Origin of the sequence: Flavihumibacter profundi (assembly GCF_020076305.1) — a bacterium.
In the GTDB taxonomy this organism is placed as follows: domain Bacteria; phylum Bacteroidota; class Bacteroidia; order Chitinophagales; family Chitinophagaceae; genus Flavihumibacter; species Flavihumibacter profundi.
In genome coordinates, this window is sequence record NZ_JAIQXE010000003.1 from 240,192 (window position 1) to 262,644 (window position 22,453).

19 protein-coding genes and 1 pseudogene are annotated in these 22,453 nt (G+C 39.2%); 16 read left to right on the forward strand and 4 right to left on the reverse strand.

All coding sequences use genetic code 11. The features are described from left to right. Nucleotides 1–17: 17 nt before the first annotated feature. Nucleotides 18–3,653: a DUF5977 domain-containing protein gene (locus LAQ65_RS15675; RefSeq protein ID WP_224117939.1), complete on the reverse strand. Its 3,636-nt coding sequence runs from the start codon at nucleotides 3,651–3,653 to the stop codon at nucleotides 18–20. A 44-nt stretch (nucleotides 3,654–3,697) separates the two neighbouring features. Further along, a complete protein-coding gene (locus tag LAQ65_RS15680) occupies nucleotides 3,698–5,374 on the reverse strand; it encodes a hypothetical protein (RefSeq protein WP_224117940.1) in 1,677 nt (558 codons plus the stop codon). A 249-nt stretch (nucleotides 5,375–5,623) separates the two neighbouring features. On the opposite strand from LAQ65_RS15680, the gene LAQ65_RS15685 reads away from it, so the two are divergent. The 7 genes from LAQ65_RS15685 (at nucleotide 5,624) to LAQ65_RS15715 (ending at nucleotide 11,995) form a co-directional block, all read left to right on the forward strand. Then, nucleotides 5,624–6,664 carry a tyrosine-type recombinase/integrase gene (locus tag LAQ65_RS15685; protein ID WP_224117941.1) on the forward strand — a complete coding sequence of 347 codons (1,041 nt, stop codon included), beginning with the start codon at nucleotides 5,624–5,626 and terminating at the stop codon, nucleotides 6,662–6,664. Nucleotides 6,665–6,729: 65 nt separating this feature from the next. Beyond that, nucleotides 6,730–7,617 carry a polymorphic toxin type 33 domain-containing protein gene (locus LAQ65_RS15690; protein WP_224117942.1) on the forward strand — a complete coding sequence of 296 codons (888 nt, stop codon included), beginning with the start codon at nucleotides 6,730–6,732 and terminating at the stop codon, nucleotides 7,615–7,617. Nucleotides 7,618–7,756: 139 nt separating this feature from the next. After that, nucleotides 7,757–8,176: a DUF4279 domain-containing protein gene (locus LAQ65_RS15695; RefSeq protein WP_224117943.1), complete on the forward strand. Its 420-nt coding sequence runs from the start codon at nucleotides 7,757–7,759 to the stop codon at nucleotides 8,174–8,176. Between the two features lie 408 nt (nucleotides 8,177–8,584). Then, a complete protein-coding gene (locus LAQ65_RS15700) occupies nucleotides 8,585–9,499 on the forward strand; it encodes an RHS repeat domain-containing protein (protein ID WP_224118468.1) in 915 nt (304 codons plus the stop codon). A gap of 11 nt (nucleotides 9,500–9,510) precedes the next feature. After that, on the forward strand, nucleotides 9,511–10,125 hold the full coding sequence (locus LAQ65_RS15705; RefSeq protein ID WP_224117944.1) for a hypothetical protein: 615 nt from the start codon (nucleotides 9,511–9,513) through the stop codon (nucleotides 10,123–10,125). Between the two features lie 165 nt (nucleotides 10,126–10,290). Next, complete coding sequence (locus LAQ65_RS15710; RefSeq protein WP_224117945.1) at nucleotides 10,291–11,283, forward strand: RHS repeat-associated core domain-containing protein; 993 nt, start codon at nucleotides 10,291–10,293, stop codon at nucleotides 11,281–11,283. A 10-nt stretch (nucleotides 11,284–11,293) separates the two neighbouring features. Then, a complete protein-coding gene (locus tag LAQ65_RS15715; protein ID WP_224117946.1) occupies nucleotides 11,294–11,995 on the forward strand; it encodes a hypothetical protein in 702 nt (233 codons plus the stop codon). Between the two features lie 307 nt (nucleotides 11,996–12,302). On the opposite strand, the gene LAQ65_RS15720 is transcribed toward LAQ65_RS15715, so the two are convergent. Together LAQ65_RS15720 and LAQ65_RS15725 are read right to left on the reverse strand one after the other, a co-directional pair. Further along, nucleotides 12,303–12,521, reverse strand: a complete 219-nt coding sequence (locus tag LAQ65_RS15720; RefSeq protein ID WP_224117947.1) for a hypothetical protein — start codon at nucleotides 12,519–12,521, stop codon at nucleotides 12,303–12,305. A gap of 10 nt (nucleotides 12,522–12,531) precedes the next feature. Then, on the reverse strand, nucleotides 12,532–12,867 hold the full coding sequence (locus LAQ65_RS15725; RefSeq protein ID WP_224117948.1) for a helix-turn-helix domain-containing protein: 336 nt from the start codon (nucleotides 12,865–12,867) through the stop codon (nucleotides 12,532–12,534). Nucleotides 12,868–13,361: 494 nt separating this feature from the next. On the opposite strand from LAQ65_RS15725, the gene LAQ65_RS15730 reads away from it, so the two are divergent. The 9 genes and pseudogenes from LAQ65_RS15730 to LAQ65_RS15770 all read left to right on the forward strand — a co-directional run bounded on the left by LAQ65_RS15730 (nucleotide 13,362) and on the right by LAQ65_RS15770 (nucleotide 22,443). Then, on the forward strand, nucleotides 13,362–14,393 hold the full coding sequence (locus LAQ65_RS15730) for an RHS repeat-associated core domain-containing protein (RefSeq protein WP_224117949.1): 1,032 nt from the start codon (nucleotides 13,362–13,364) through the stop codon (nucleotides 14,391–14,393). Between the two features lie 24 nt (nucleotides 14,394–14,417). Beyond that, on the forward strand, nucleotides 14,418–14,816 hold the full coding sequence (locus LAQ65_RS15735) for a DUF3592 domain-containing protein (protein WP_224117950.1): 399 nt from the start codon (nucleotides 14,418–14,420) through the stop codon (nucleotides 14,814–14,816). A 22-nt stretch (nucleotides 14,817–14,838) separates the two neighbouring features. Then, a pseudogene (locus tag LAQ65_RS15740) lies at nucleotides 14,839–15,726 on the forward strand (RHS repeat-associated core domain-containing protein); the annotation flags it as partial. Next, on the forward strand, nucleotides 15,716–16,186 hold the full coding sequence (locus LAQ65_RS15745) for a M23 family metallopeptidase (RefSeq protein ID WP_224117952.1): 471 nt from the start codon (nucleotides 15,716–15,718) through the stop codon (nucleotides 16,184–16,186). The pseudogene LAQ65_RS15740 and the gene LAQ65_RS15745, both read left to right, overlap by 11 nt. A gap of 304 nt (nucleotides 16,187–16,490) precedes the next feature. After that, entirely contained in the window at nucleotides 16,491–17,573 is a 1,083-nt protein-coding gene (locus LAQ65_RS15750) for a GRP family sugar transporter (protein WP_224117953.1), read from the forward strand. 38 nt (nucleotides 17,574–17,611) lie between these two features. Continuing rightward, nucleotides 17,612–18,535, forward strand: a complete 924-nt coding sequence (gene rbsK / locus LAQ65_RS15755) for a ribokinase (protein ID WP_224117954.1) — start codon at nucleotides 17,612–17,614, stop codon at nucleotides 18,533–18,535. Nucleotides 18,536–19,085: 550 nt separating this feature from the next. Then, the gene (gene hemN / locus LAQ65_RS15760; protein ID WP_224117955.1) at nucleotides 19,086–20,450 is read left to right on the forward strand and encodes an oxygen-independent coproporphyrinogen III oxidase; all 1,365 of its coding nucleotides are present in this window, start codon (nucleotides 19,086–19,088) and stop codon (nucleotides 20,448–20,450) included. A gap of 114 nt (nucleotides 20,451–20,564) precedes the next feature. Next, a complete protein-coding gene (locus tag LAQ65_RS15765; RefSeq protein WP_224117956.1) occupies nucleotides 20,565–21,692 on the forward strand; it encodes a hypothetical protein in 1,128 nt (375 codons plus the stop codon). Between the two features lie 10 nt (nucleotides 21,693–21,702). Then, nucleotides 21,703–22,443 (forward strand): porin family protein, encoded by a 741-nt coding sequence (locus tag LAQ65_RS15770; protein ID WP_224117957.1) that lies wholly within the window; start codon nucleotides 21,703–21,705, stop codon nucleotides 22,441–22,443. Nucleotides 22,444–22,453 lie beyond the last annotated feature (10 nt).

A 22,453-nucleotide genomic window follows, 5' to 3' on the forward strand; every position in this document is an offset into this window, starting at 1 on the left:
TAGTGCGTTTAAAAATATTAATACATGTAGGCGGATGAAGTATTATTGATAACCACATTGGTAAATGTTGTTTGGGTAGATCCGCTATAGGTCAGACCATTAATGACAAATGTTGCTGTTACAGGAGATGACTGCGGATAAAACTGGACCGAATAGGTTCCTGGCGGCACAACTCCTTTATAAGTAAGTTGAGTTGTATTTGCTGTTAATACAAACGTGAAATATTCGCTAGTGGAATTATTTGTGAATTTCACATTATAATTATACCCTTTTGCGTTGTAACCATTAATAGTAATGCCAGCAGTGCATGTACCCTTTCTATTGGCATAGTCCTGACCATTCGCGTTTACAAAATCCATTGCCAACTGATCGGCAGCAACCTGGTTGACTGCACTAAACGTATTTGCTGGCACAACATAAGAAAACGATGTGCCAAAATAGCCAGTATTACAGGATGTTGTAAAAACAGCAGCCTTTTGTTGATTGTAAACTATATTTGGATTTTCCTGTTGGCCTGCATAATTATAATTGGCCTGTTTAATTATATTCCTATCCTGGTCACGGACGAGAATTAACCTGTTAAAAGCATCATATTCAAAGTACTTCGTTTGGTTATTGGCATCACATTGTGCTGTTAATCCTATAAGAGGATCATAGGCAAAAGTGGACATTTGAGCACCAAATGGATATAAGCGAAGTTCATCAATCACTGCGCCGTTCCCTGAAACTGTGATTGTCCCACCGGACGGGTTCGTGACTTTATGTTCATAATAAGTCCAACCATTCACCGACCTGCCGGGGTTTCCCGTAGTAGTATTAACGGTTACTGTACCACTCTTTTTCCAGTATGAGACTATATAAGTTTTTGTGGTATACAACCCTGATTTTGTCAAATTAGAACTTATTGTTAAATAGTTTCGACCTGATGGGGTGCTTGGGTCAATATCCGGAACACCCGTATAAGTCCAATTGCCCTTATCATCACCTTCAAAGGAAGTATAAGCGATTTCTGATTGTCGTGCACCTTCGACCTTAGCAATAGGATAAGTTTTAAGGTAATCCCAAATGAATGAAGAGGCTATACTGTCATGAGCAGTATATTGAAGTATGTTCCCCTGGGCATCATAACTATCAAAACTTATTTCTGTAACTGCCGGGTTTGTCTTTAGTTTTGTAGAAATGAAAGCAGGGTAAAAATGATTGGTGACTGTTTCATTATAATCGGTGTGCTGCTTTTTTATACTACTAGCATTTAAAAACACTTCTTCGTCTAATACTGCATTTTTTATATTAGCAGCGCTCATTCTGGAATATACTGTTCTTGAAAGTGAATCATCCGGGTATCTGAATACAGTTTCGACTATTTCATTTTTACTATTAGTAGTGCTTTTCTTAGTGACTTGCTGGTGAACGAAATTTCCATACGAATAATCTGTTTTTGTTACTAGATATTTCATTATATCAGCCTGATCAAAAAGTGTATCAACACTTGCTGTCAGCCTATTATCACCAGTTAGAATTGAATACGCATTATAAAAATATGGTTGTATTTGTAATGGATAAAAACATAAACTGTTATTTTCCTTTTGTTGGTATATAAATACATTCTTTTCAAAAACTTGCAAATTTTTCGTATCAACATAAAGATCCTGGAAAGCACCATAGGAGTTTCCGACACTTCGTACCCGTTGATAATTCCCAGGAGTTGTTTGTTTGAAATCAGTTTTCCCTAATAATTGGCCTCTCTTAAAAAACAAGCTTTGTACAACTGGCTTATTAAAATAATATAAGGAAGTAAATGCATCTTGCTGGAAAGTATACCTATAAACGCTTTTTCCTGAATTTGATGTAAAAGTTCCATTGTATTCAGTCACTTCAGTATAACCTACACTATTACCATCAAAAGGTTCTAGTCCAATATTAGGGTTCGAACAAAAATTTCTTACCCTTCTGGATGGAACTTGTATATCAAATTTATAGTACGTCATTTGTTCTGTTGAAAAAAATCCATAACTAATCGGTATGACAATTTCTCCATATCCCGATTCATTTACCCCATATTTATAGGTTTTGTAATTAGCAACACCAGTTATGGGGTCAACACTCTTGATTTGCTTTATTCTCAATCCACCACCAAACTTAACCTGGCTAGTATTAATATCATAGTATTGGTTGGTTTCATACGTAAACTCCGAATACCCTCCGGTAGGGAAGTTTATTTTATTTAAGATACCCACTTGATTATATGAAGTATCCGGCTCCCTTCCATTTAAAACACTTGACCCAATCGTAGTATTATAATTAGTCGAACCGCCATTGGGCCCCAAAATATTCACGACCATTTGAGGAATTAGGGAAGAATTAAGTTTGTTATTAAAGTACCCCCAATAGTCTCTCGATCTTGAAGATTTTAAAGGCATTGTGATTGATTGGTTATACGAAAACGAATAAGTCTGTGCAGTGATATCGGTTTTGTCCCGAAACTGTAAGGAATCCAATTTCAGCCTTCTCTCCGTGCCATTCACGAAATAACTATAGAAAAACTTAATGTACTTTATGAGAATATAGGCCTTAGAAACCGGATCCATACGAAATACTCGAACGGCTTTCAGATTTTTGTTTGCGATGTCAAGCCTGTTCGTCGTCTCCATTTCAAAAACTACTTTTCCTCCCGGAAACCTGATTTCACCAGGAACTAAACTTCCTATTTGCGAAGATTGACCACCACCGGTAGTTGTCGTTATCTGGCCTTGACAATTGCAATTTGCGCTTGCACCACAAGCATTCGGAGCTGCATCTGTAACATTATCAAAAATTGTGATCAAGTCATAGTAATCACCACCTGTACTTGAATAATCGTTTGAAATATAATTAAAAGCTATAGTATCGGTTTTATCATTTGATATCATCTTAGATAATTTCCAGCCTGATGCAAATGAGCTTGGTGTATTACCCGGGGTGGTCATTTCACGGTCATTACCTATAATATATTCTATACCACTTTCATCTGTCAAGTCAAAATTGAAATTGTAATTGGATATTGACGCAACCAATTTTACTGGATTATACGGAATGAAAACAGCGCTGTCTTTTTTTCTATTTTTAAAAAAAAACTTATTAGAAACCGTGGGCAAATTGCAGGAATAAATATCGGGTTCAACATCAAGATAGCCCCTGGCTATTCTATTTACATAATTAAGGTCATCCACATAATTTAAAACATCAAGACTAGATGAAGTTCTAATTGAATCCGTACTAACTAAATAGCCATTTATTGCTTGCTCATCAGGACCGGATCGCATTGCCCTTGTTATTCCACCTCCAGCAGACAAGTTCCAGCCTAAACCAACATATGCAGCATCGTCCGTAACCTTTATACCTGATGCATGGTAACTCAACGTAATTGGCACTTTTAATTTGCCAGTATTAATCTCAAAAATCGGGATACTAATATCAGGAAGACCGTTTGCCATATTGACCTGGTAATTTCCAAACCTTTGCACCATTGTAGCTTCTGGGGAAATAGGAATAATGTTGGGCAGATAATTCCTTCGGTCGGAAGGAGATTGAGCAAGTAAATCAAACGAAATAGCTACTAATGCTATTAAAATATTAACCCTAACAATTAATTTTATTATACTCCTATATGCCATAAAAATGAATATGTAAATATTTTTTTATACCTATTAATTTCACACTAAAAAGAATACCCAATCCTAAATAAAATTGGTTGCGCTTTGGGCACCTGGTAACTACTTAAAAAATCCCACAACACCTGCACTTTTGTATTTTTAAACAGTTTTGAGGCCATAGGAAGCTTTTTGCTTAACCCTAATAATCCACTTTGCTGCCATGCGTGCATAGCATTCAATTGCTCAATAGAGCTAAACATGCTCAGGTAATTCATTTCAAAACCACCACTAAGCCATACTGTTTTTTTCAGCTTGTAATCCAGAAATGAACGAAGACCAGCACCCTGGTGACTAATTCTAACATGCTGTATATCCTGTCCCCATCCCATTTTATAGCTGGCGCCAATGCCCAACACCCCCTTATCATTGATCTTGTAACCTGTCGATAATCCAATTTCACTTATTACTGGACCTGCTACGTTCGGCCGTTGTGTTTGAATGTTAGTTCCATATTCAAGGCGTTTGAGGAATGATTTTTTCTTTTGATTGTTTGGCTTGAAATTGGGCATAATTCCATCATTTGCCCCTGCGCCAAACTCATTGACCTTATTTTTTAGTTGCTGGAGCATATCCTGCGCATGCTGCCCATTAGCTTGTAATTGTTTCATTGCATCTGGGCCACCCGCACCTATTTGCGATTGAATGATCTGGTTAACCTGCGACCTGGTCTGCAGCCCGGAGAAACCTTCCAGATTAGGCATATCCTCCTGACCATCTGATGGCATCCTGAAAAGACTGGCCAACATGCTATTCTTATGCATGAAATCCTGGAATAGTTTGGTTTGGCTCAGAATGTTAATTGCCTTTCGCTCGATCTTCTTAGGATCTTTCAATGATTCTTTGTAATCATTTATCTGTTGGCTATAATAATAAGCTTCTTTATTCAGATGTTTTAATTGCCTGGCAAAGCCGAAGTTTTGTAGTTGCTGGGTCAATACTAATTGTTGCTCACGCATATATTGCTTAACCAGTTCTGCTTTCTGAAACTGCTGTTCCAGATTAGTTACCTTATCCATTGTTCCACCCAGTAATTCTGTACCCAAGCCGTCCTGCCCTTTAGGAGCATTGAACAAGACCTTTTGCTTATCCAAAAATTTCAGGGAAGTTTTTAAGGTATCCAGGTATGGGATGTAATGGGTAAGTTTATCCGGACTATTTAATGCATTGGTGAGGTCCTTGTAACGCTGCTCAGTATTATCAAATATTTTTCTTGCAGCCTCTGGATTCACTTTCGCTAATTTCTTCCTGATTTTTTCCTGCTGCTTTTGGAACTGCGGTAATACCTTTTCGGTGGAAGCATCAATCTTACCTTCTAGCTGACTGGTTCTTTGAATAATTTCCGATAAATAACCGGCAGGCAATTGGGCAATAGATTGCTTATCCAGACTGTCTTTCATCACAAGCGCTTGCCGGATGGCTATTTTGGAGTCAGTTTCACCGGGTGTTGCAGCTTTTGGCATGGATTGAGGGGATACATTCGAATTTGGCCCAGTCAACTGTTTCAGGTGATTATGTTCCAACCGTAATAAATATTGATTGTATTTCGCTGTCTGCCTTATGTTCACTTTGCTACTTTCTTCTATACCTGTATCCGCTAAGGCATTACTGATCGAAGAATATCCGAGTACCTGGCGTACTGAACTATCCGCAATTTGTGCATGCAATCCAAAGGGCCATGCCATAGTACATAGCATTAATCGGACAAGCCTAAGCGTTATTTTCATGGAAAAGCTTATTGGTGACTGGTGGGTAAATATATTGGGAAAGATGATATGAACTACCCCGTATTTTTCCCGGTATAGAAATTATATTTTGTGGATAACTTTAAAACAATAACGAATAACCGAAATTTGTTAGTCCAGAGAAAATAATTATTTTATAGCAAGCTATAGGAAGAAGGAGAAATTGCACGTCCATCAAATTTCTCCTTAATGGAAAAGAAAATAGTTTTTATAACAGCATTTGAATCCTTTATTACAGAATCTATCAATGGCAAAAGACGGACCAGTTCCGGAAAACGGATTGGCTCTGAAACAATTAAACAATACCAGGTATTGCATAAGTATTTGCTTCAATTCGAACAAATAAATCAATTGTCTTTGAGAATTGTAATTAGTAACGGTCTTTCGCGGAAAATTTACATAAGAGAGCGAAGTTATTGGCAAAAGATCAGGCGGAAAATGGAGCGATTTCTGCGTTGTGACTTCAATTGTTTTGACGTTTATATAGCTGCAGTCTTTAAAATGCTACGGACCTTTTTCAATTACCTTAGAGGTGAAAAAGGATTGCCCGTTCCGCTTTTCAATAAGGTTTTTAACTGCCCGAATTATATTTATCCCCCGGTAATACTTGATAATAATCAATTGAGGTTGTTAGTAGAGAATACTGAACTAAGGCGACGCTTAATGCTGCCCTTCAGAAAAAGCCTGGATATTTTTATCCTTGGTTGTATCGCAGGTTTGCGGTACAATGACCTGATCAATTTAAGAAAAACGGATATCCTGCGTTTCAACAAGTCCTTCTTTTTAGAAGTTGGCACCCAAAAAACAGGAACATATGTGACTATTCCTCTCCCTGAATTTGCAATGACCATAATTGAGAGGCAGAAAAAACTAAAGAATAATTTTTTATTCGAGAAGATTTCAAATGCACACTTCAACATTCACCTGAAAAAAATAATGGAGTTGGCCGGTTTTACAGAATTAAGGCCAAAATACAGGCACCAGAATGGAAAATTGGTAGAAATAAAAACAAAAACTGGGACAAGCTACAGATTATGTGATCATATAACTTCTCACAGTATGCGCAGAATTGCCATAACGAGCTTACTTACAGCAGGAGTCCCAGAGCAAGTAGTCCGGAAATTATCTGGTCATGCAGCAGGTAGCAAGGAATTTTACCGTTACGTCACATTAGCCCAGGGCTATTCCAATCGTGAGATATCCCAGGCACAGGGGAAAATATTTGGCTAGTTCCAAAGGCTTAAATACATGCCAAAATTGAATAAATATGCTATTTTTAAAGAACTTGAAGTTCTTTGAAAGGCAAGCTGCATGCTATCCATGCAGGAAATCATTATTATCCGTTCGGGTTAACAATGGCGGGGATAAGTTCCAGGGCTATAAATAAACTGGACAACAAATACGAATACAATGGCAAAGAGAAACAAGAGAAAGAGTTCAGCGATGGAACTGGATTGGAGATGTATGACTATGGTCCGCGTAATTATGATCCCCAGATTGGGAGATGGCATACTATTGATCCGCTTGCTGATATAAGTAGAAGGTGGACTCCTTACAACTATGCTTATAATAATCCCATAAGATTTATAGATCCGGATGGCATGTGGTCGATAGATGCCAATGGAATTGCTAGTACAAGTGATCCTAATGAAATCAAGGATTTTTTAAAACAAGCAAATGGTAATCAAGAAGTCAATAAGAATAATAAGGAAATAGATACGGAACCTGATGATAAAAAGTATTCTTCAGGTAAAAACGCAACACAAGATAAAGAGGGAAATAATACTGAAATAGTATATAGGGACGAAGCTTCCACAAATGCACCATATTCACAAGATCCCTTACCCGTTAGAAATCCCAAACAGGATAAATTATTAACTCCAGGTGAGATTGAAAAACTTAAAAAAAATGGATGGGATCATAGCGATAAAGGAAAGCGTGGCGGTCAAACAGATCTTTATAAAGACAAAGAAGGAAATGTATATCAAAAACCTAAAGGAGGAAAGGGTTCGGGAGAGCCAATTGGTATAAATATTAATGATCTTAACAATATTCAAGCTGTTGATGGCACATCACCTTTGTTAAAAGTTTTAGATCGTATAATTAATAGTGTATTGCGATTACCTCCCATTTTATTTCCTCCGGAATTACAAGGCTCTTTATCCAAACCACAAATACTTTAAACTTTATTATACCGCCATTGTAGGAGGCGTTTAATTTATTTAACTGTTTTCAAATTTCTTATTCTGTCTGTGAAGTGATACGCATCTTAAAACAGATGAATACTTTAATTATTACCTTAGAAAATATATTAGCGTTATTATGAAAAATGAAATTAATTTAAGCTTTTGTATATGGGATTTTGATGATATAACCCATAGTGAAATTACACGATTGGTTGGTTTGCAGCCTTCAAAGATTTATATTAAAGGCGAAAATAAAAACACCATCGGCTCGGCATTGGTAAAAGAAAATGGTTGGATAATAAATGCTTCATTAGTTAAATATTCTTCATTTGAAGATCAAATGAATTATTTATTAGACATAATCGAACCAAAAATTGATGTTTTCAAATCCCTTTGTGAAAAATACTATTGTGAATTTTCCTGTGCAGTATTTATACGCTATGGCAATGGAGAGAGCACCCCTTGGGTGCATCTAAATTCAAGATATAATAAGCTAATTAAAGAGCTCAACATTGAATTTGATATTGATCTATATTGCCTCCCAAATGAAGAATAAAACAACAAATCCCTCCATTGAGGGCTTTGTCAAAATAAGAAAGCGAGGTTAAGTGACGTTGAAAGTGCCCTTCAAGGCCCTCATGCCCGCTGTTTAAAGAGGAGAGTAGCCATAATTTCTATCAAGACGTAAATGCTATTACAAGCATTGTATTTTGTTCTTATAATTGCCTTGATTTTAACACCGTTTCCATATATGAATACATGTGTAAGCCCACAATATTTGGACACAAGAATTAATGCTTTCAAAATTTATAATAGTAAATAGCCTTGCCAAATAACCGAATACCTACCGGCTTTCAGGCGCAGTTACATCCCTTGAAGCATGCACCTGACTAGGATTATTTCTCTTGTTGAATTGAAAAAATAAATCGATTAACTTTCAGCCGCTAGATAAGTTCTTTGAATGATGCTCTGGTTAGTTCCAGTGTTTTATCCGGAAATCCCAAACAGGTTCGTTAATTACTATCCGTTCGGGCTAACAATGGCAGGGATATCCTCAAAAGCAATGGGGAAACTGGAAAACCGCCTTAAGTTTAATAATGGGACGGAGTTGGCAAATAAAGAATTTGGCGATGGGACAGGCATTGAATTATATGAAACTTCATATAGAAGCTTTGACCCGCAAATAGGCAGATTCAATCAAGAAGATCCCATGGCTGATGAATTTGATGATTTATCTCCTTACAGTTTCTCTTATAATAATCCCATTATTTATAGTGATCCAACTGGATTGTCACCTGACTCAATTCCGGTTTTGCGAACAGTTTTTGTGACAGCAAAAATTCCAAAAAATCTTGATGTTGCAAATGGTCAAGTCATGCAGCCAATAGGTTTTTGGGAGTCTATTTTTGGTGGCGGGTATCGCATGTGGAATGGCTATACAGTTAATAATAATGGATATTTGATGTTACAGTTTCCAAAAGGCATGATTATGCTTTATGGAACAGTTGATGTTGATAAGAGTTCCATTGCAAAAGCTGGCGCTAAGGCTGTAGATAAATGGTTAATTTATCGTGCATTTAAAAGAATAAAAAGCGGTGAATTAAAACTATACATCGGGAAGGCGAAAAATGTATTATCAAAAAGATACTCTCAAAAAGTAGTCGAAGAAATAATGGCAACTGTTATTAAGGATTTAGATAAATTACCAGATAATGCTACGGCATTAGGGGTTGAACAGGCCGTACTTGAGTTAAATGGAGGCCTAGAAAGAACTGCCAATGTTAATAATGCGGCAATAAATAAAATATATGTTGAAGCTGGTTTAAAGTGGCTGAATGAAAATATTCCAAATTGGAAAGAAATATTTAAGTTTCAATAGGTTAAAATATTATGGCAAAGAATGATTTTTTAAGCGGAAGTGTTTTTGAATTTAAAGTGCCCAAGGATTTAGGATTTGCATATTGCAAAATATTGGACTTTAGATATATTCGAGAGTTTGATGGCCTGTTGGCAAAGGTATTTGACTACATCGTAAAAGAACCACTAAGCGACATTCGCATACTAGCTTCAAATGATTGGTTGTTTGGTGCTAGAAGATTAGCATGCCTTCCAAATACAAGAGGAAAGGGAGCTTGGAAATTTAAAGGTGTAGTAGTTTCGGAGGATGATAATATAATACCTGATTTTAAGTATTCAAATAAATTGTCACCTTTAATTGAGGACGAGTCGGTAATAAATGAATGGTATGCAATAAAAAACATTAGAGAATCCAATAACATTCCATGCACTTACATGCAGGTAAGACATCTTGAAGACACTTCGGTTGGGTCTCAATATGGAATAGAAATACGGACTGCAATGGAATTTTATAGGCAACAAGGTCTCAATATCAAGGAAAATTTTGATCTTAACGATACGGCAAATTATAATATTTACCGAGCTATGGTTAATGTGCCAATTTATAATACCATATCAAAAAAAATTCGCGGAATGGCTCTTTGCTAAGGCTATTATTTTTACGTGAAATCTTATTCTAGAGCTTGATTATAGTCAAGTTAAGCCAGAACTGAAAACTTTAAATGAAAAAGAAATGTCAATTTTGGATGTTGAAAGCAGTTCTTTGAGATGGCTGAGAAGGGGTTGACAACGAAAACGGAAACCTGGCCAAGAATGGACGATGATTACTATCCGTTCGGGCTAACAATGGCAGGGATATCGTCGAAAGCAGCAGGGAAACTAGACAATAAATACGAATACAACGGCAAGGAGAAACAAGAGAAAGAGTTCTCGGATGGATCAGGATTAGACGAATACGATTATGGAGCTCGTTTTTATGATCCTCAAATAGGCAGGTGGAATGTGATTGATCCATTGTGTGAAAAAGGAAGAAGGTGGTCGCCCTATACGTATACTTTTAATAATCCAATTAGATTTATAGACCCTGATGGGATGTGGGGAGATATTTATAATCAAAATGGAACCCATATTGGCAACGATGGTAAAAATGATAATCGAGTTTACGTATCAAATACCACATCAGATCAACAACTCACGCAAAAACAATCTCAGACATCAGTAGAGGTACACGATTTTGTAGCTACATGGGGTAATAAAGACGGGGGCGCTGGACTAACAGAACTAAAGGTGGGACATTCCACTTTCTTGAAACTAGCCGCTGTTGCTTATGCCGAATCAAGTGAAACGGCTAATTCCAGTGAAGAGAAATTTGGAATTGCCTCGGCCTCTGTAAATAATAATAATGCTCGAGGAGCTAATGCTTCATTGGATAATACTCTAAGCGATATTTCAAATGCAACATTTGATGGAAATGTACGATATGGAAATTTTCAAGGTGCCACATCCGAGCAGAGAAATGCTAATAGTGAAATGAAATCCTCTGCTGCTGCGGCAATCAATGCTTTAACAGGTGGAACGGACTATTCTAATGGTGCTACTGGGTGGGATGGTAGAGACTTGAGCAAAAACTCACATCGGTTTGGTTTAAATGTAACCGACCCAAGCCATACAACTGTTCCGGATAATCCGTTAACGAAAAAGGAAAATGGTACTACTTATCGCAGACAAACAACAGCGAGACAAGGAGAAACCGTATTTATGAGAATCTACCCTGCTTTTGTTCGCGGGGGAGGCAGACCCTATTAAAGTTGAGTTTATGAAATACTTTTTTTTTATAGTGTTAGAGCTATTGGTTTGTTCAATCGCATTTGGTCAATATGATACTGTTATTAGGTCACTTATAGATATTCCTTCTAACTCTCCCAAAAAACTCAATGGTATTTTCAAGAAAAGAACGGAAGTTCATTCAGGTGAAAGAATAGAATATTACAAGTTTTCGAAATCTAAAATCGATTTTTGCTATTACCCAAAACAAGCCAATGTCAGCTGCGGTTATTTTAAATTGTTTGGAAAGGTGTTTGTCACAAATGATAGACCTGGATTTAATCCAAGTTGTGATTTGGATTATGGTTCTTTTGAACTATTTGGTTTCATTTTAAACAATAAAAACTATTTAATCCTTAATGCAATTAGATATGGAAGTGGGACTACTACAAGTTTTGTTTATTGCAATCTTTTTGACATAACGAACAAAGACGATATCAACTATTGTTTGTTGTCTTCAATCTACGGATCTGGCTTAAGTTTTGGCGATTACAACAACGATAATAAAATTGATTTTCTTGAAATCGTGCGAGAAAAAGACTCGAAATCAGCAGACAGTTTTACATTACTTATGAAAACTTATGATGATACGAGAAAGAATTTTTATTTAATTGAAAACAAGTATATAAATTTTGTCAGGCACTTTAAAAGTGATGATAGTTTTGAAATACTTAGATCAGATAGTAGGTGGTAACATTTAGATAATGATGTATTATCAGTATATTATATGGCTGACTTCTGAAATGTATTGAACACTCTTAGGATGACGATCTGCGATTCTGTTACGGTGTAATGAATGGTAAATGGAAAAGTATCAATCGGCATCACGCGGACTTCATCATAGCGGATAGCGGAAGCTGAGGGCAGTTGCTGAATTTTAGACAAGTACCGGTCGATGGTATCAGTGAACTCAAAGCCCGCCTATCGGATAGGCCATTGTAGAAGTCAACAGCCTGATCAACATCATTAGCAGCATCGACAGACGAGTTCAAAAGTGGTCATCAGGGCCGCTTGTATTTTTGTTTAATTACTTCCCAGGACTGCAGTTGCTCCGGATGTTCTTGCACCTGACGCAGGGTCTGGCGTACCGCTTCCTTTTGCCACTCTGGTATATCGGTATCATTTTCACCTACCGGCTCCAGGGCTTGCGCACGAATCAAATCTTCAATCAGTTCGGCACCGTATTCTTTTTTTATGCGCAGGTGTACGATCTCTTCCATGGTAGTTTTTTTAGTGGGTGTAGGCTTTGCGGGCTTTGGCATCGCGGATATAGTTATCGATCAGATCGAAGAGTGTTTTTTTCTTATCCTCTTCGAGGTGCTCGTGTTCCTGCGAAGGCTTGAGTGTTTTTTTATCAAACCCATTGAGTACGCCTTCACCGACGAAGTAATCCAGTGAGACCTCGAGGGCATCGGCGATTTTTTTGGCGGCATCGATGGAGGGCACCGCTTCGTCGTGCTCGTATTTACCGATCATGACCCGGGAGACCTTGCTTTTGACGGCGAGATCTGTTTGTGACCAGCCCTTTTTATCCCTGAGTGCTGCGATGATTTTACCAGTTTCCAAATCTGAAAGGTTGTTTTTGTCAGCTATTATTAGCTGATTTGCACAAATTTAGGCAATTAAATAATCGGCAGAGACATTATGGACAGGAAATTCCGCTCAATGTGACCACTAAATTCCTTTGAAAGCTGACCACTGTTTTCCGTATTAAATTGACCAATTGCAATAATGCTCTAAAATACTCAGATCGGTTAATTTTTCAATGTGTAAGAAAGGCTATCTCGCCTTTTCATACACACTGGAAATGCCAAATAACCTGTAGGCTCACCGATTATTCGGTCACAGGAATAAGAGCTTTCTAGATCAACAGGCTTAAAAAGCTGGCCAAATAACCACATATCTGACTCCTTCCAAGTACCGTTGCATCTCTTAAATCCTAATGCATGAGGAAGTAATCACAGTTCTATTGAAAAAGAAATGTCTATTTTGGATGCTGTAAGTAGTTCTTTGATACGACTAAAAAGTGGTTGCCAGTGAAATGGAAAGCCTAGCTAAAAATGGACGATCATTACTATCCGTTCGGGCTAACAATGGCGGGCATATCCTCTAAAGCTTCTGGCAAACTGGAGAATCGGTATAAGTTCAATGGTGGAAATGAATTTCAATCCAAAGAGTTCAGTGATGGTACGGGCCTGGAAATGTATGATGCTACAAATAGGATGTATGATCCGCAGCTTGGAAGGTTCGGGCAGGTAGATGAATTGGCTGAAGTAGCGTTAGGTTATTCGCCGTATAGTTTTTCGTATAATAATCCAATTCGATTTAATGATCCTCTTGGGTTGGAAGGTGAAGATTTTACTGGTAGAAAAAGAAAGAAAGAAAAGAGAACAGAGGGTACAGGCGCTGGAAACGAGCAGGAGGTATTGGATAATGTCACAGTAACTGCACGGCACAGCACACAGAATTTAAAAAATACATACTGGAGTTTACGCGGACAGGGTGTTTCATTTGAGAGTGTAAAAGATAGAGGCCTTAGGAATTGGTTGACAAACTACGATAGAAGCGAGCGCTGGCTGCATGAATTACACTTGCAGCAGCGAAAAGAAGAGTTAACGGCATTGGAGTATGCAAGCTGGCTTGCACCAGCTGGTGAGTTTATGTTATCTGCAAGGTTAGGGAAAATAGCTTTAAGGTTATTTGCATTAAAGCGTGGATCAATGGTATTATTTTCTGGAGGCGCTGATTTAACTGCACAATTAATAACTCAAAATGGGAATTTAAAGAATATTAACCCTGTTAGTACTATATCTAGCGCTTTACTAGCCAACCCATTAATAGGAAGCATACCTGGTGCAATGATTAATCTTTCACCTACTTCTATAAATAATAACACAATATTTAGCAGTATTTATGACCCTAATGTTTTTAAATCAATTCTACTATCTACGGTTGGGAATTTGGGGGCGGATAAATTTGGGAGTGGGTTAAAAATGGAATTTGGATTCAAGAGTACCACCTATGCTGCTGAAACGGTTTTTGGCACAGCATCGGGAACCATAGATCAAATTACTACAACCGATAAAAAATAAGGAAAGTATTTTATGACAAGTAGTATGAAGAATATAATTGCAATTGTTGTTGTTATAGGCTTTGCTAGTATATGGATAATTTGGGGATTTTGGGGTAAATCTAAATTAAATGAAAACCATAGTTCACAAACAGGAATAATAACCAAATGTACATATGGAGGTAAGGGCAATGGTGGCCATATTTTAGTAGAGTACAATTATGAATTAAATGGGAAAAAGTATATTGGAACTTATTCAATCTTGTCAAGCAAAATAACACAAGGTGATTGTGAAAAGGCATTTGTTGGGAAATATTTTCCTTTAATTTACAATCCAGATAATCCAGCAAATTCACGAATGCTTATTCTTCCAATTGATTTTGATAGAATAAGTTTACAATTCCCCGACAGTTTAATGTGGGTTTTGCAATATGTCAAAGAATGAATAAGGCTGTTACTATCCGTTCGGGCTAACAATGGCAGGGATAAGTTCCAGGGCTATAAATAAACTGGACAACAAATACGAATACAATGGCAAAGAGAAACAAGAGAAAGAGTTCAGCGATGGAACTGGATTGGAGATGTATGACTATGGCGCCAGGATGTATGATCCACAAATTGGAAGGTGGCACAGAATTGATCCGCTTAGCGAGAAGTATTATCCACTAAGTCCTTACAATTACACAGCTAACAACCCAATTAAATACATTGATATTGATGGTGAAGAAATTGGAAATCCAAATGATCCCAGAGTGAAAAAATTGCAAAATGCGTTATTAAAATCTGAAACTGGTACAAGAGTTTGGAATGCAATGGAAAAATCAAAAAGAACAATTTTTATTGAATTTCATAATTCCAAAGATAAAAATGACAATGTTGGCAAGAGATTAAACAAAGGGCATGCTGGTGGTGAAACTATGACAACGGCTGATTATTTAACTGCCACTGAGGGTGGAAGTTCAGATAGCTTTGATAAGAACTGGTCATTTAATGCTGGTTCAGGTGAGTATGACAAAACTAGTGAATGGGATATGACAACAATTGTATTAGATGAATATTCACTTGCACTAGAAGCGGAAATGGTTGCTGCAGTAATGGGCCTAACTCCAGAAGATGCTATGGATGTAGTACTGAATAAAATTGGCGCCCATGAAGGAGCTCATTCTTTACAGAATTTTGCGGATTTTTTTCAAAAGAAAATAGATTCTAAAACACGGAGGTATCAGGAGAACAGGTCTAATCCGGTTTTTGATACAAATAAGCGTCGCCATGAAAAGGAGGCGCACGCAACTGGAGACAAAGCTGCTGCGGAGACAACAGAAAAGAAGAAAAAAAAGAGTAAAGATGCCAAGTAAACATTTATTATTTCTCCTTTCAATTTCTCTATGCTTAATTAACACTAGTGTAGGACAGGATAGTGTAATACTGATTAAGAACTGTCCTGTGAAGTCAGGAATTATAAAAGTTGCGCATGAAAATTTAAGCGGCTATCATGATTTTGCTGAATACGTAAATATTATTGCAGAAGAAGATACGGCTTTTGCGATGTATGCTTCTAAGGTAGTAGATACTTTTTCTCTTGATAGTTCATTATACATAATAATGGCTATTTCAAATAGACGAAAAATTATTTACGGTAATTTGGTATCGATAAATGTAAAAAAGGGCGATAATATTAAAGTAGGCCAGGTGGTTGGCATAATCAAAATGGAAAGTGATAAAAAGTATGAGCTGCTAGTTAAATTAATGGATGGTATTAATCAACTTAGTTATGAGGAGCACCTGTCTCTATTTAGGAAAAGAAAACAGCTATAGCAAATTAATCGTAAAACAACACTTAAGGATTTTTATATTATAGATGCAAGAGAATTCAGATATCCTTCGTATTTTCTAAGGGACCAAAAGTCAAATTGTTTTGGAGTTAGACTTGAGGTTGATAGGATATTTGTCAAAGAAGAATGGCTTATAAAAGAGAATGGGAAAATGTTAATTCCAATAGGTTTAAACGGAGTCAATTCAAATTATATTTTAACTAAAGAGTAAGTAGGGATTTTTGCAGGTATGAACCCTATTTATTTGGATTGATTAACCAAAAGAAGAAAGGTTAACTACCAATCTTTTGAAACGTATTGAGTTTAAACCTTCTACCAACCCCGCCAAAAAAGTTTATATTAGGCTATACGAATTTCGCATTGCCATGTATATCATCAGTAACTACACGATTGCCGTACTGTTTTGCTTTATCACTATGCTCTGCTGGGGCTCCTGGGCCAATACCCAGAAACTGTCGGGCAAAAAATGGCCCTTCCAGTTGTTTTACTGGGATTACTCGCTGGGCATTTTAGTTATTACCCTGTTCCTGGCTTTCACCCTGGGCTCCCATGGCGATCAGGGCCGGGGTTTCCTGGATGATTTCCACCAGGCCGAGCCACAATACATCCATTCCGCTTTACTGGGAGGTATCATTTTTAACCTGGCTAACCTGTTGCTGGTTACGGCTATCGATATTGCCGGAATGGCCGTTGCTTTCCCCATCGGCATAGGACTGGCATTGGTGCTGGGCGTTATTACGAATTACAGGGACAACCCCCAGGGCAACGCGACCATTCTATTCAGTGGCGTTTTCCTGGTGGCCATTGCAATCCTCCTCGATGCCATCGCCTATAAAAACATCCTCAAAAAAGGCCAGCAGACGCCGCTTAAAGGCATTGTCATCTCCCTCCTTGCCGGCGTGGCCATGGGCTTCTTCTACAAGTATGTAGCCCAATCCATGTCCGCCAGCTTTGTAACCCCCGAAGCAGGAAAGCTAACCCCCTATACCGCCCTGGTTGTTTTTGCAGCCGGCCTGATGGTATCCAACTTTTTATTCAACACCATCAATATGTACAGTCCCATTGCAGGCACCAGGGTAAGCTTCAGGGATTATTTCTCACTGGGTTCGCCTAAACTGCATTTCATTGGCATGCTGGGCGGTATTATCTGGGGAATCGGGATGTCTTTCAGCATCATCGCATCCGAACAAGCCGGACCGGCAATTGCCTATGGCCTCGGACAGGGCGCTACCATGGTAGCAGCATTCTGGGGAGTGTTTATCTGGAAAGAACTCAAAGACCTGCCACCATCCAAAAACTGGCTGATCACCTTAATGTTTGTTTGCTTCCTGCTGGGACTGGCACTTATCATCTATTCAAAACTCGCCTAGCCGTTAATGGTTTCAATAAATAAATTAATGATTGCAGTATGGAACTGGTAGTAATTGGTAGTTCAAATGTAGACCTGGTAATAACCTTGCCCAAAATCCCCGCCATTGGCGAAACCGTCCTGGGCGGCAAATCGGCCATGATATTCGGCGGGAAAGGCGCCAACCAGGCCGTTACAGCAATCAGGTCAGGCGGCGATGTTGCATTCATCACCAAACTGGGCATTGATATTTTTGGCGAGAACACCAAAGCACATTTTCTCAGGGAAGGATTCCCGGAAAAATATATCCTTAAAGACCAACACGAAGCTACCGGCATTGCACAAATATTTGTTTCGGCAAAAGGGGAAAACTCCATAGCCGTTGCACCGGGTGCCAACATGCATTTATTACCTGCAGATATCCAGCCCTTCGAAGCAGAAATTAAAAAAGCAAAACTGGTATTGGCACAATTGGAAATACCCATTGAAACAGTTGAATACATTGCCGCGTTTGCAGCACGTAACCAGGTGAAATTTATTTTAAATCCAGCCCCGGCGCAAACCTTAAGTGATGCGTTATTAAAAAACACCTGGCTGCTTACCCCCAATGAAACGGAAGCAGAAATATTAACCGGGATAAAAATTACCGGCACTGACACAGCAGAAAAAGCAGCTGAACTATTGCTGCAAAAAGGGGTACAGCATGTTATCATTACCATGGGTGAAAACGGCTGCTTATTGCACGACCGGTCCGGCACAGTGCATTATAAGGCATACCGAGAAAAAGCGGTAGATACTACTGCAGCAGGTGATGTATTCAATGGCGTCCTGGCTGTTGCCATCACAAAAGGATTCAGTTTTGCCAATGCGATAGAAACCGCGAGTGCAGCAGCAGCCATATCCGTAACCCGGCATGGCGCGCAAAGCTCTATCCCCTACCAGGATGAAATAGAAGAATATTTAGCATCCGCAAAAAACACCTGAACACCGGGTTAACCGCGTATATACATCGTAGATAGTACTAATATTTACCCTGTTCAAACCGGTAAGCTTACGATAGTATTTTGCCCTGTTTACGTGAAAAATTACTGTCCCTTTTTGGGTCTTTACGAGGCCGGGGCAAATCCACGATGAAATCTGTTAAAAATCTCATTTTCAGCTGTTAAGAAAGCCCGACTTTTCCACATTTTTCGGATTTGGCACAATTTCTGGAACTATTTATTACAAGAAAGCGACAGCAAAAAGGTGATCAATTCACCATCAAAATATACCATCCGGCAAGGCCGGAAAAAATGGGAAAGTTTTCTACGGTTTAGGGTTTAGGGGTTAAAATAGGGGGTTGTCTAGCCCCCTTCCTCTTTTTGGTGAATGGTGAATAGTGAATGGTGAATAGATGTACCATTCACTATTTTTACAATGCCATGACAATACAGGTGCTGAACTGATTAAAATCATAACATACAAGAGCAGCCGTCATATACACAGGCTTCAACGGGTTCTTTCTTTGCTTATCATTAAGAAGTAAGCATTTGTTATGATCACTGCATCTTTATTAAAAAAATACAACCAGCCCATTCCGCGATATACCAGTTATCCAACTGTTCCCAACTGGAAGGAAAAAATCAGCACAGAAGACTGGGCAGCATGTTTTTCAAAACAATTCACGGTAAACAATTCAAAGGAAGGCATCAGCCTGTATATCCACCTGCCTTTCTGTGAATCTTTGTGCACCTATTGCGGCTGTAATAAAAAAATTACCACCAACCATAGCGTTGAAGAAAACTACATGGATGCGCTGGTTAAGGAATGGGAACTTTACCTGCAGCTGATGCCTGAGAAACCGGTGATCCGTGAATTGCATCTCGGCGGTGGCACACCGACTTTTTTTTCACCGGAGAACCTGCAAAAATTATTGGAGACGATCCTGGGGCAGGCTGTTATCCATCCGGACCACCAGTTTAGTTTTGAAGCCCATCCTAACAATACCACCCATGCGCACCTGCTCACTTTATATAACCTTGGATTTCGCAGGCTGAGCCTGGGCGTGCAGGACAATGACCCGGTTGTGCAGTTCACCATCAACCGGATCCAACCATTTAAAAACGTAGTGGAAGTAACCGAATGGGCCAGGGAAATCGGCTATACATCCGTCAATTTTGACCTGATTTACGGGTTGCCCAAACAGACCCCGGAAAGCATGGAACGCACCCTGACACAATGCATTGAACTGAAACCCGACCGGGTTGCGTTTTACAGTTACGCCCATGTACCCTGGACAAGCCGCGGGCAAAGGCTTTTCGATGAAAATGACCTGCCCCCTGCAGAAATGAAAATGCAATTGTACCGGCTGGGTAAATTCATTTTTTCAGCAAATGGTTATAATGATATTGGTATGGACCATTTTGCCCTTCGTAATGACGAACTTTTCAAAGCACGGCAGGAAGGAAGGCTGCACCGCAATTTCATGGGCTATACCACACAGGCAACAGCTTTACTTTTAGGATTGGGTGTGTCAAGTATCAGTGATGCCGGCAATGGCTATGCGCAGAATAATAAAACGATCGGTGAATATTACCAATCCATCAATGCGGGTAAACTGGATATTACCAAAGGCTATTTTTTAAGTGATGAAGACCTTTCCTTCAAAAGATACATACTTGATATCAGTTGCAAGGGAGCCACAAGGTTCAATGCAAAAGACCTCGACAGCCTAAGGCTATTTTCTTTTCCGCAACTGGAAGGCCTTGCAGAAGATGGATTGATAAGCTGGGATGAAAGCGCGCTAACGGTTACACCACTTGGCCATCATTTCATCAGGAATATCTGCGCCGCATTTGATTTGTACCTGTTAAAAAATAAAACCGCTATTCAATTGCCTACCTACAGTAAGGCTATTTAGCGGGGGCAGGCTGGTATTTACATTTAAATCAACCCCGGGGATGACCAAAATCATACCCTTCCCGTTATAAAATATTTTATTTAGCGTTTTGCATTTACTGAAAAACAATACGATATGAAACTTTATCGCATAATCCTTCCGGTTTGTTTATTAGCTTCCCTGCCTTCCCTTGCGCAGGTGTTTACCAACAAGGAAGTAGGTAAGAAAAATGTTGAGGCCATAGACAGTATTAAGCAGTCCGAATATCCTTACTCCCTGCCCATCTGGGGTAAGCAGGCAACCAAGGCCGGATATAGTTTGCCTTACTCTGCCGGCTTAAACGTACAATACTTCTGGCAGAGGTCAGACCTGATTATCAGCAACCTGCAAGTAGGATTTAATAATGGGCCCATGTATAACCTGGATGGATTGGTACGTTTTGATAAAGCCGTGGCCACTGCCAGTGCAATAACGGTAAGACCGGATATCTGGCTATTCCCATTCCTGAACGTCTATGGAATTTTGGGTAAGTCGAAGGCATCAACCGATGTGGGGTTTGGGGTTTGGATAAAAGATTCCACCAATACTGAAAAGGAAATTTTTTCTGCCGGATCGCTGGTTAAATTCGATGCCACCACTTTTGGCTTCGGGATGACACCTACAATTGGCGTAGGCGGTGGGTTCCTGGCCCTGGATATGAACGTGGCCTGGACAGATGTACCGCAACTGACTAAGCCCGCATTCACCTTTGTTTTTGGTCCGCGCCTGGGAAAAAATTTCAAAATAAACAAAAGGAAACCTGAGCAAACCCTTGCAGTCTGGGCCGGGGGATTCAGGGTACACCTCAATTCAAGCACCGCCGGCTCTATAAACCTGAAAGATGTTTTACCAATTGATGAAATGGGTGGTAAGATTGAATCTGCTAACGCCAAAGTAGACAACGCACAACAACAGGTGGATGCATGGTGGTCAGGACTTTCACAGGCAGAGCAGAATAACCCTGTAAACGAAGCTAAATACAATGCAGCCAATGCAACCCTCGCAAGGGCCGGTGAGATATTAAACGCGGCTGGCCAGGTGCTTACTAATGCGGAAACTGCCACAGTGCAGTATTCAATGGATAAAAAGCCAAAGGACATGTGGAACTTTATTGTCGGCACGCAATTCCAGATAAATAAGCATTTCATGATCCGCGCTGAAGGCGGCTTCCTAAGTTCAAGGGTACAGTTTACAACTGGTCTCCAGTATCGTTTCGGATTATAAAAAAACTGCATTGAAAAAAATTATCGCATTTTTTATCCTGTCATTTTATTGCTATACCGGGCAGGCCCAGGTACTCATTTCCCTGGTCTTCGGTGACAAACTGAATTCTGATAAGATTGAATTTGGACTGGATGGCGGACTGGATGTTTCAACCATCAATGGGAAGAACGGGGCACATAGCATGAACGGTTTTAATCTCGGTTTCTATTTTGATTTTAAACTGAAAAACCCGGCATGGATGATAAACACCGGTGTTATCGTAAAATCGCCCATGGGTGCAAAAGGGATGCCGGTATATTCACTGAACGACCCAATTCTTGACACTGCCTTCAAAGGCGGTTCTGTAAGAACGAATCTCGGCTATTTCAATGTTCCTATCATGATGAAATACCAGTTCAAAAACCATATCTATGTAAAAGCAGGTGCACAACTTGGGTTGATGAACAAAGCCTATGATGAGTTTACAAAAAATGTTGAAAGTGGTGATGACCTTGAATTAAAAAAGAAAACAAAAGAACAGTACCATCCGATTGATGCAGGCCTTGCCGTGGGTGCGGGTTACCGGCTGATGGGTGGTAACGGAATGAATATCGGCATCCAGTATTACCTGGGGCTTTTAGATATCCTTGTAGATGATTCGGGCCCGAACCAAACGAACCGGGCGTTTTACCTAAACGTGGGCATTCCAATCGGCAAGGGTGCGGCGGCGAAGAAAAGGAAGGAAAAGGAGAGTAAGAATTCAATTCAATAAAATTTCGCTA

Coding starts and splice junctions, on each gene's coding strand:
- LAQ65_RS15735 (WP_224117950.1), top strand. CDS start 14,418: ATGAAGAATATAATTGCAATTGTTGTTGTTATAGGCTTTGCTAGTATA.
- LAQ65_RS15730 (WP_224117949.1), top strand. CDS start 13,362: ATGGACGATCATTACTATCCGTTCGGGCTAACAATGGCGGGCATATCC.
- LAQ65_RS15765 (WP_224117956.1), top strand. CDS start 20,565: ATGAAACTTTATCGCATAATCCTTCCGGTTTGTTTATTAGCTTCCCTG.
- LAQ65_RS15680 (WP_224117940.1), bottom strand. CDS start 5,374: ATGGCATGGCCCTTTGGATTGCATGCACAAATTGCGGATAGTTCAGTA.
- LAQ65_RS15715 (WP_224117946.1), top strand. CDS start 11,294: ATGAAATACTTTTTTTTTATAGTGTTAGAGCTATTGGTTTGTTCAATC.
- LAQ65_RS15745 (WP_224117952.1), top strand. CDS start 15,716: ATGCCAAGTAAACATTTATTATTTCTCCTTTCAATTTCTCTATGCTTA.
- LAQ65_RS15675 (WP_224117939.1), bottom strand. CDS start 3,653: ATGGCATATAGGAGTATAATAAAATTAATTGTTAGGGTTAATATTTTA.
- LAQ65_RS15695 (WP_224117943.1), top strand. CDS start 7,757: ATGAAAAATGAAATTAATTTAAGCTTTTGTATATGGGATTTTGATGAT.
- LAQ65_RS15710 (WP_224117945.1), top strand. CDS start 10,291: ATGGACGATGATTACTATCCGTTCGGGCTAACAATGGCAGGGATATCG.
- LAQ65_RS15685 (WP_224117941.1), top strand. CDS start 5,624: ATGGAAAAGAAAATAGTTTTTATAACAGCATTTGAATCCTTTATTACA.
- hemN (WP_224117955.1), top strand. CDS start 19,086: ATGATCACTGCATCTTTATTAAAAAAATACAACCAGCCCATTCCGCGA.
- LAQ65_RS15720 (WP_224117947.1), bottom strand. CDS start 12,521: ATGGAAGAGATCGTACACCTGCGCATAAAAAAAGAATACGGTGCCGAA.
- LAQ65_RS15705 (WP_224117944.1), top strand. CDS start 9,511: ATGGCAAAGAATGATTTTTTAAGCGGAAGTGTTTTTGAATTTAAAGTG.
- rbsK (WP_224117954.1), top strand. CDS start 17,612: ATGGAACTGGTAGTAATTGGTAGTTCAAATGTAGACCTGGTAATAACC.
- LAQ65_RS15700 (WP_224118468.1), top strand. CDS start 8,585: ATGCTCTGGTTAGTTCCAGTGTTTTATCCGGAAATCCCAAACAGGTTC.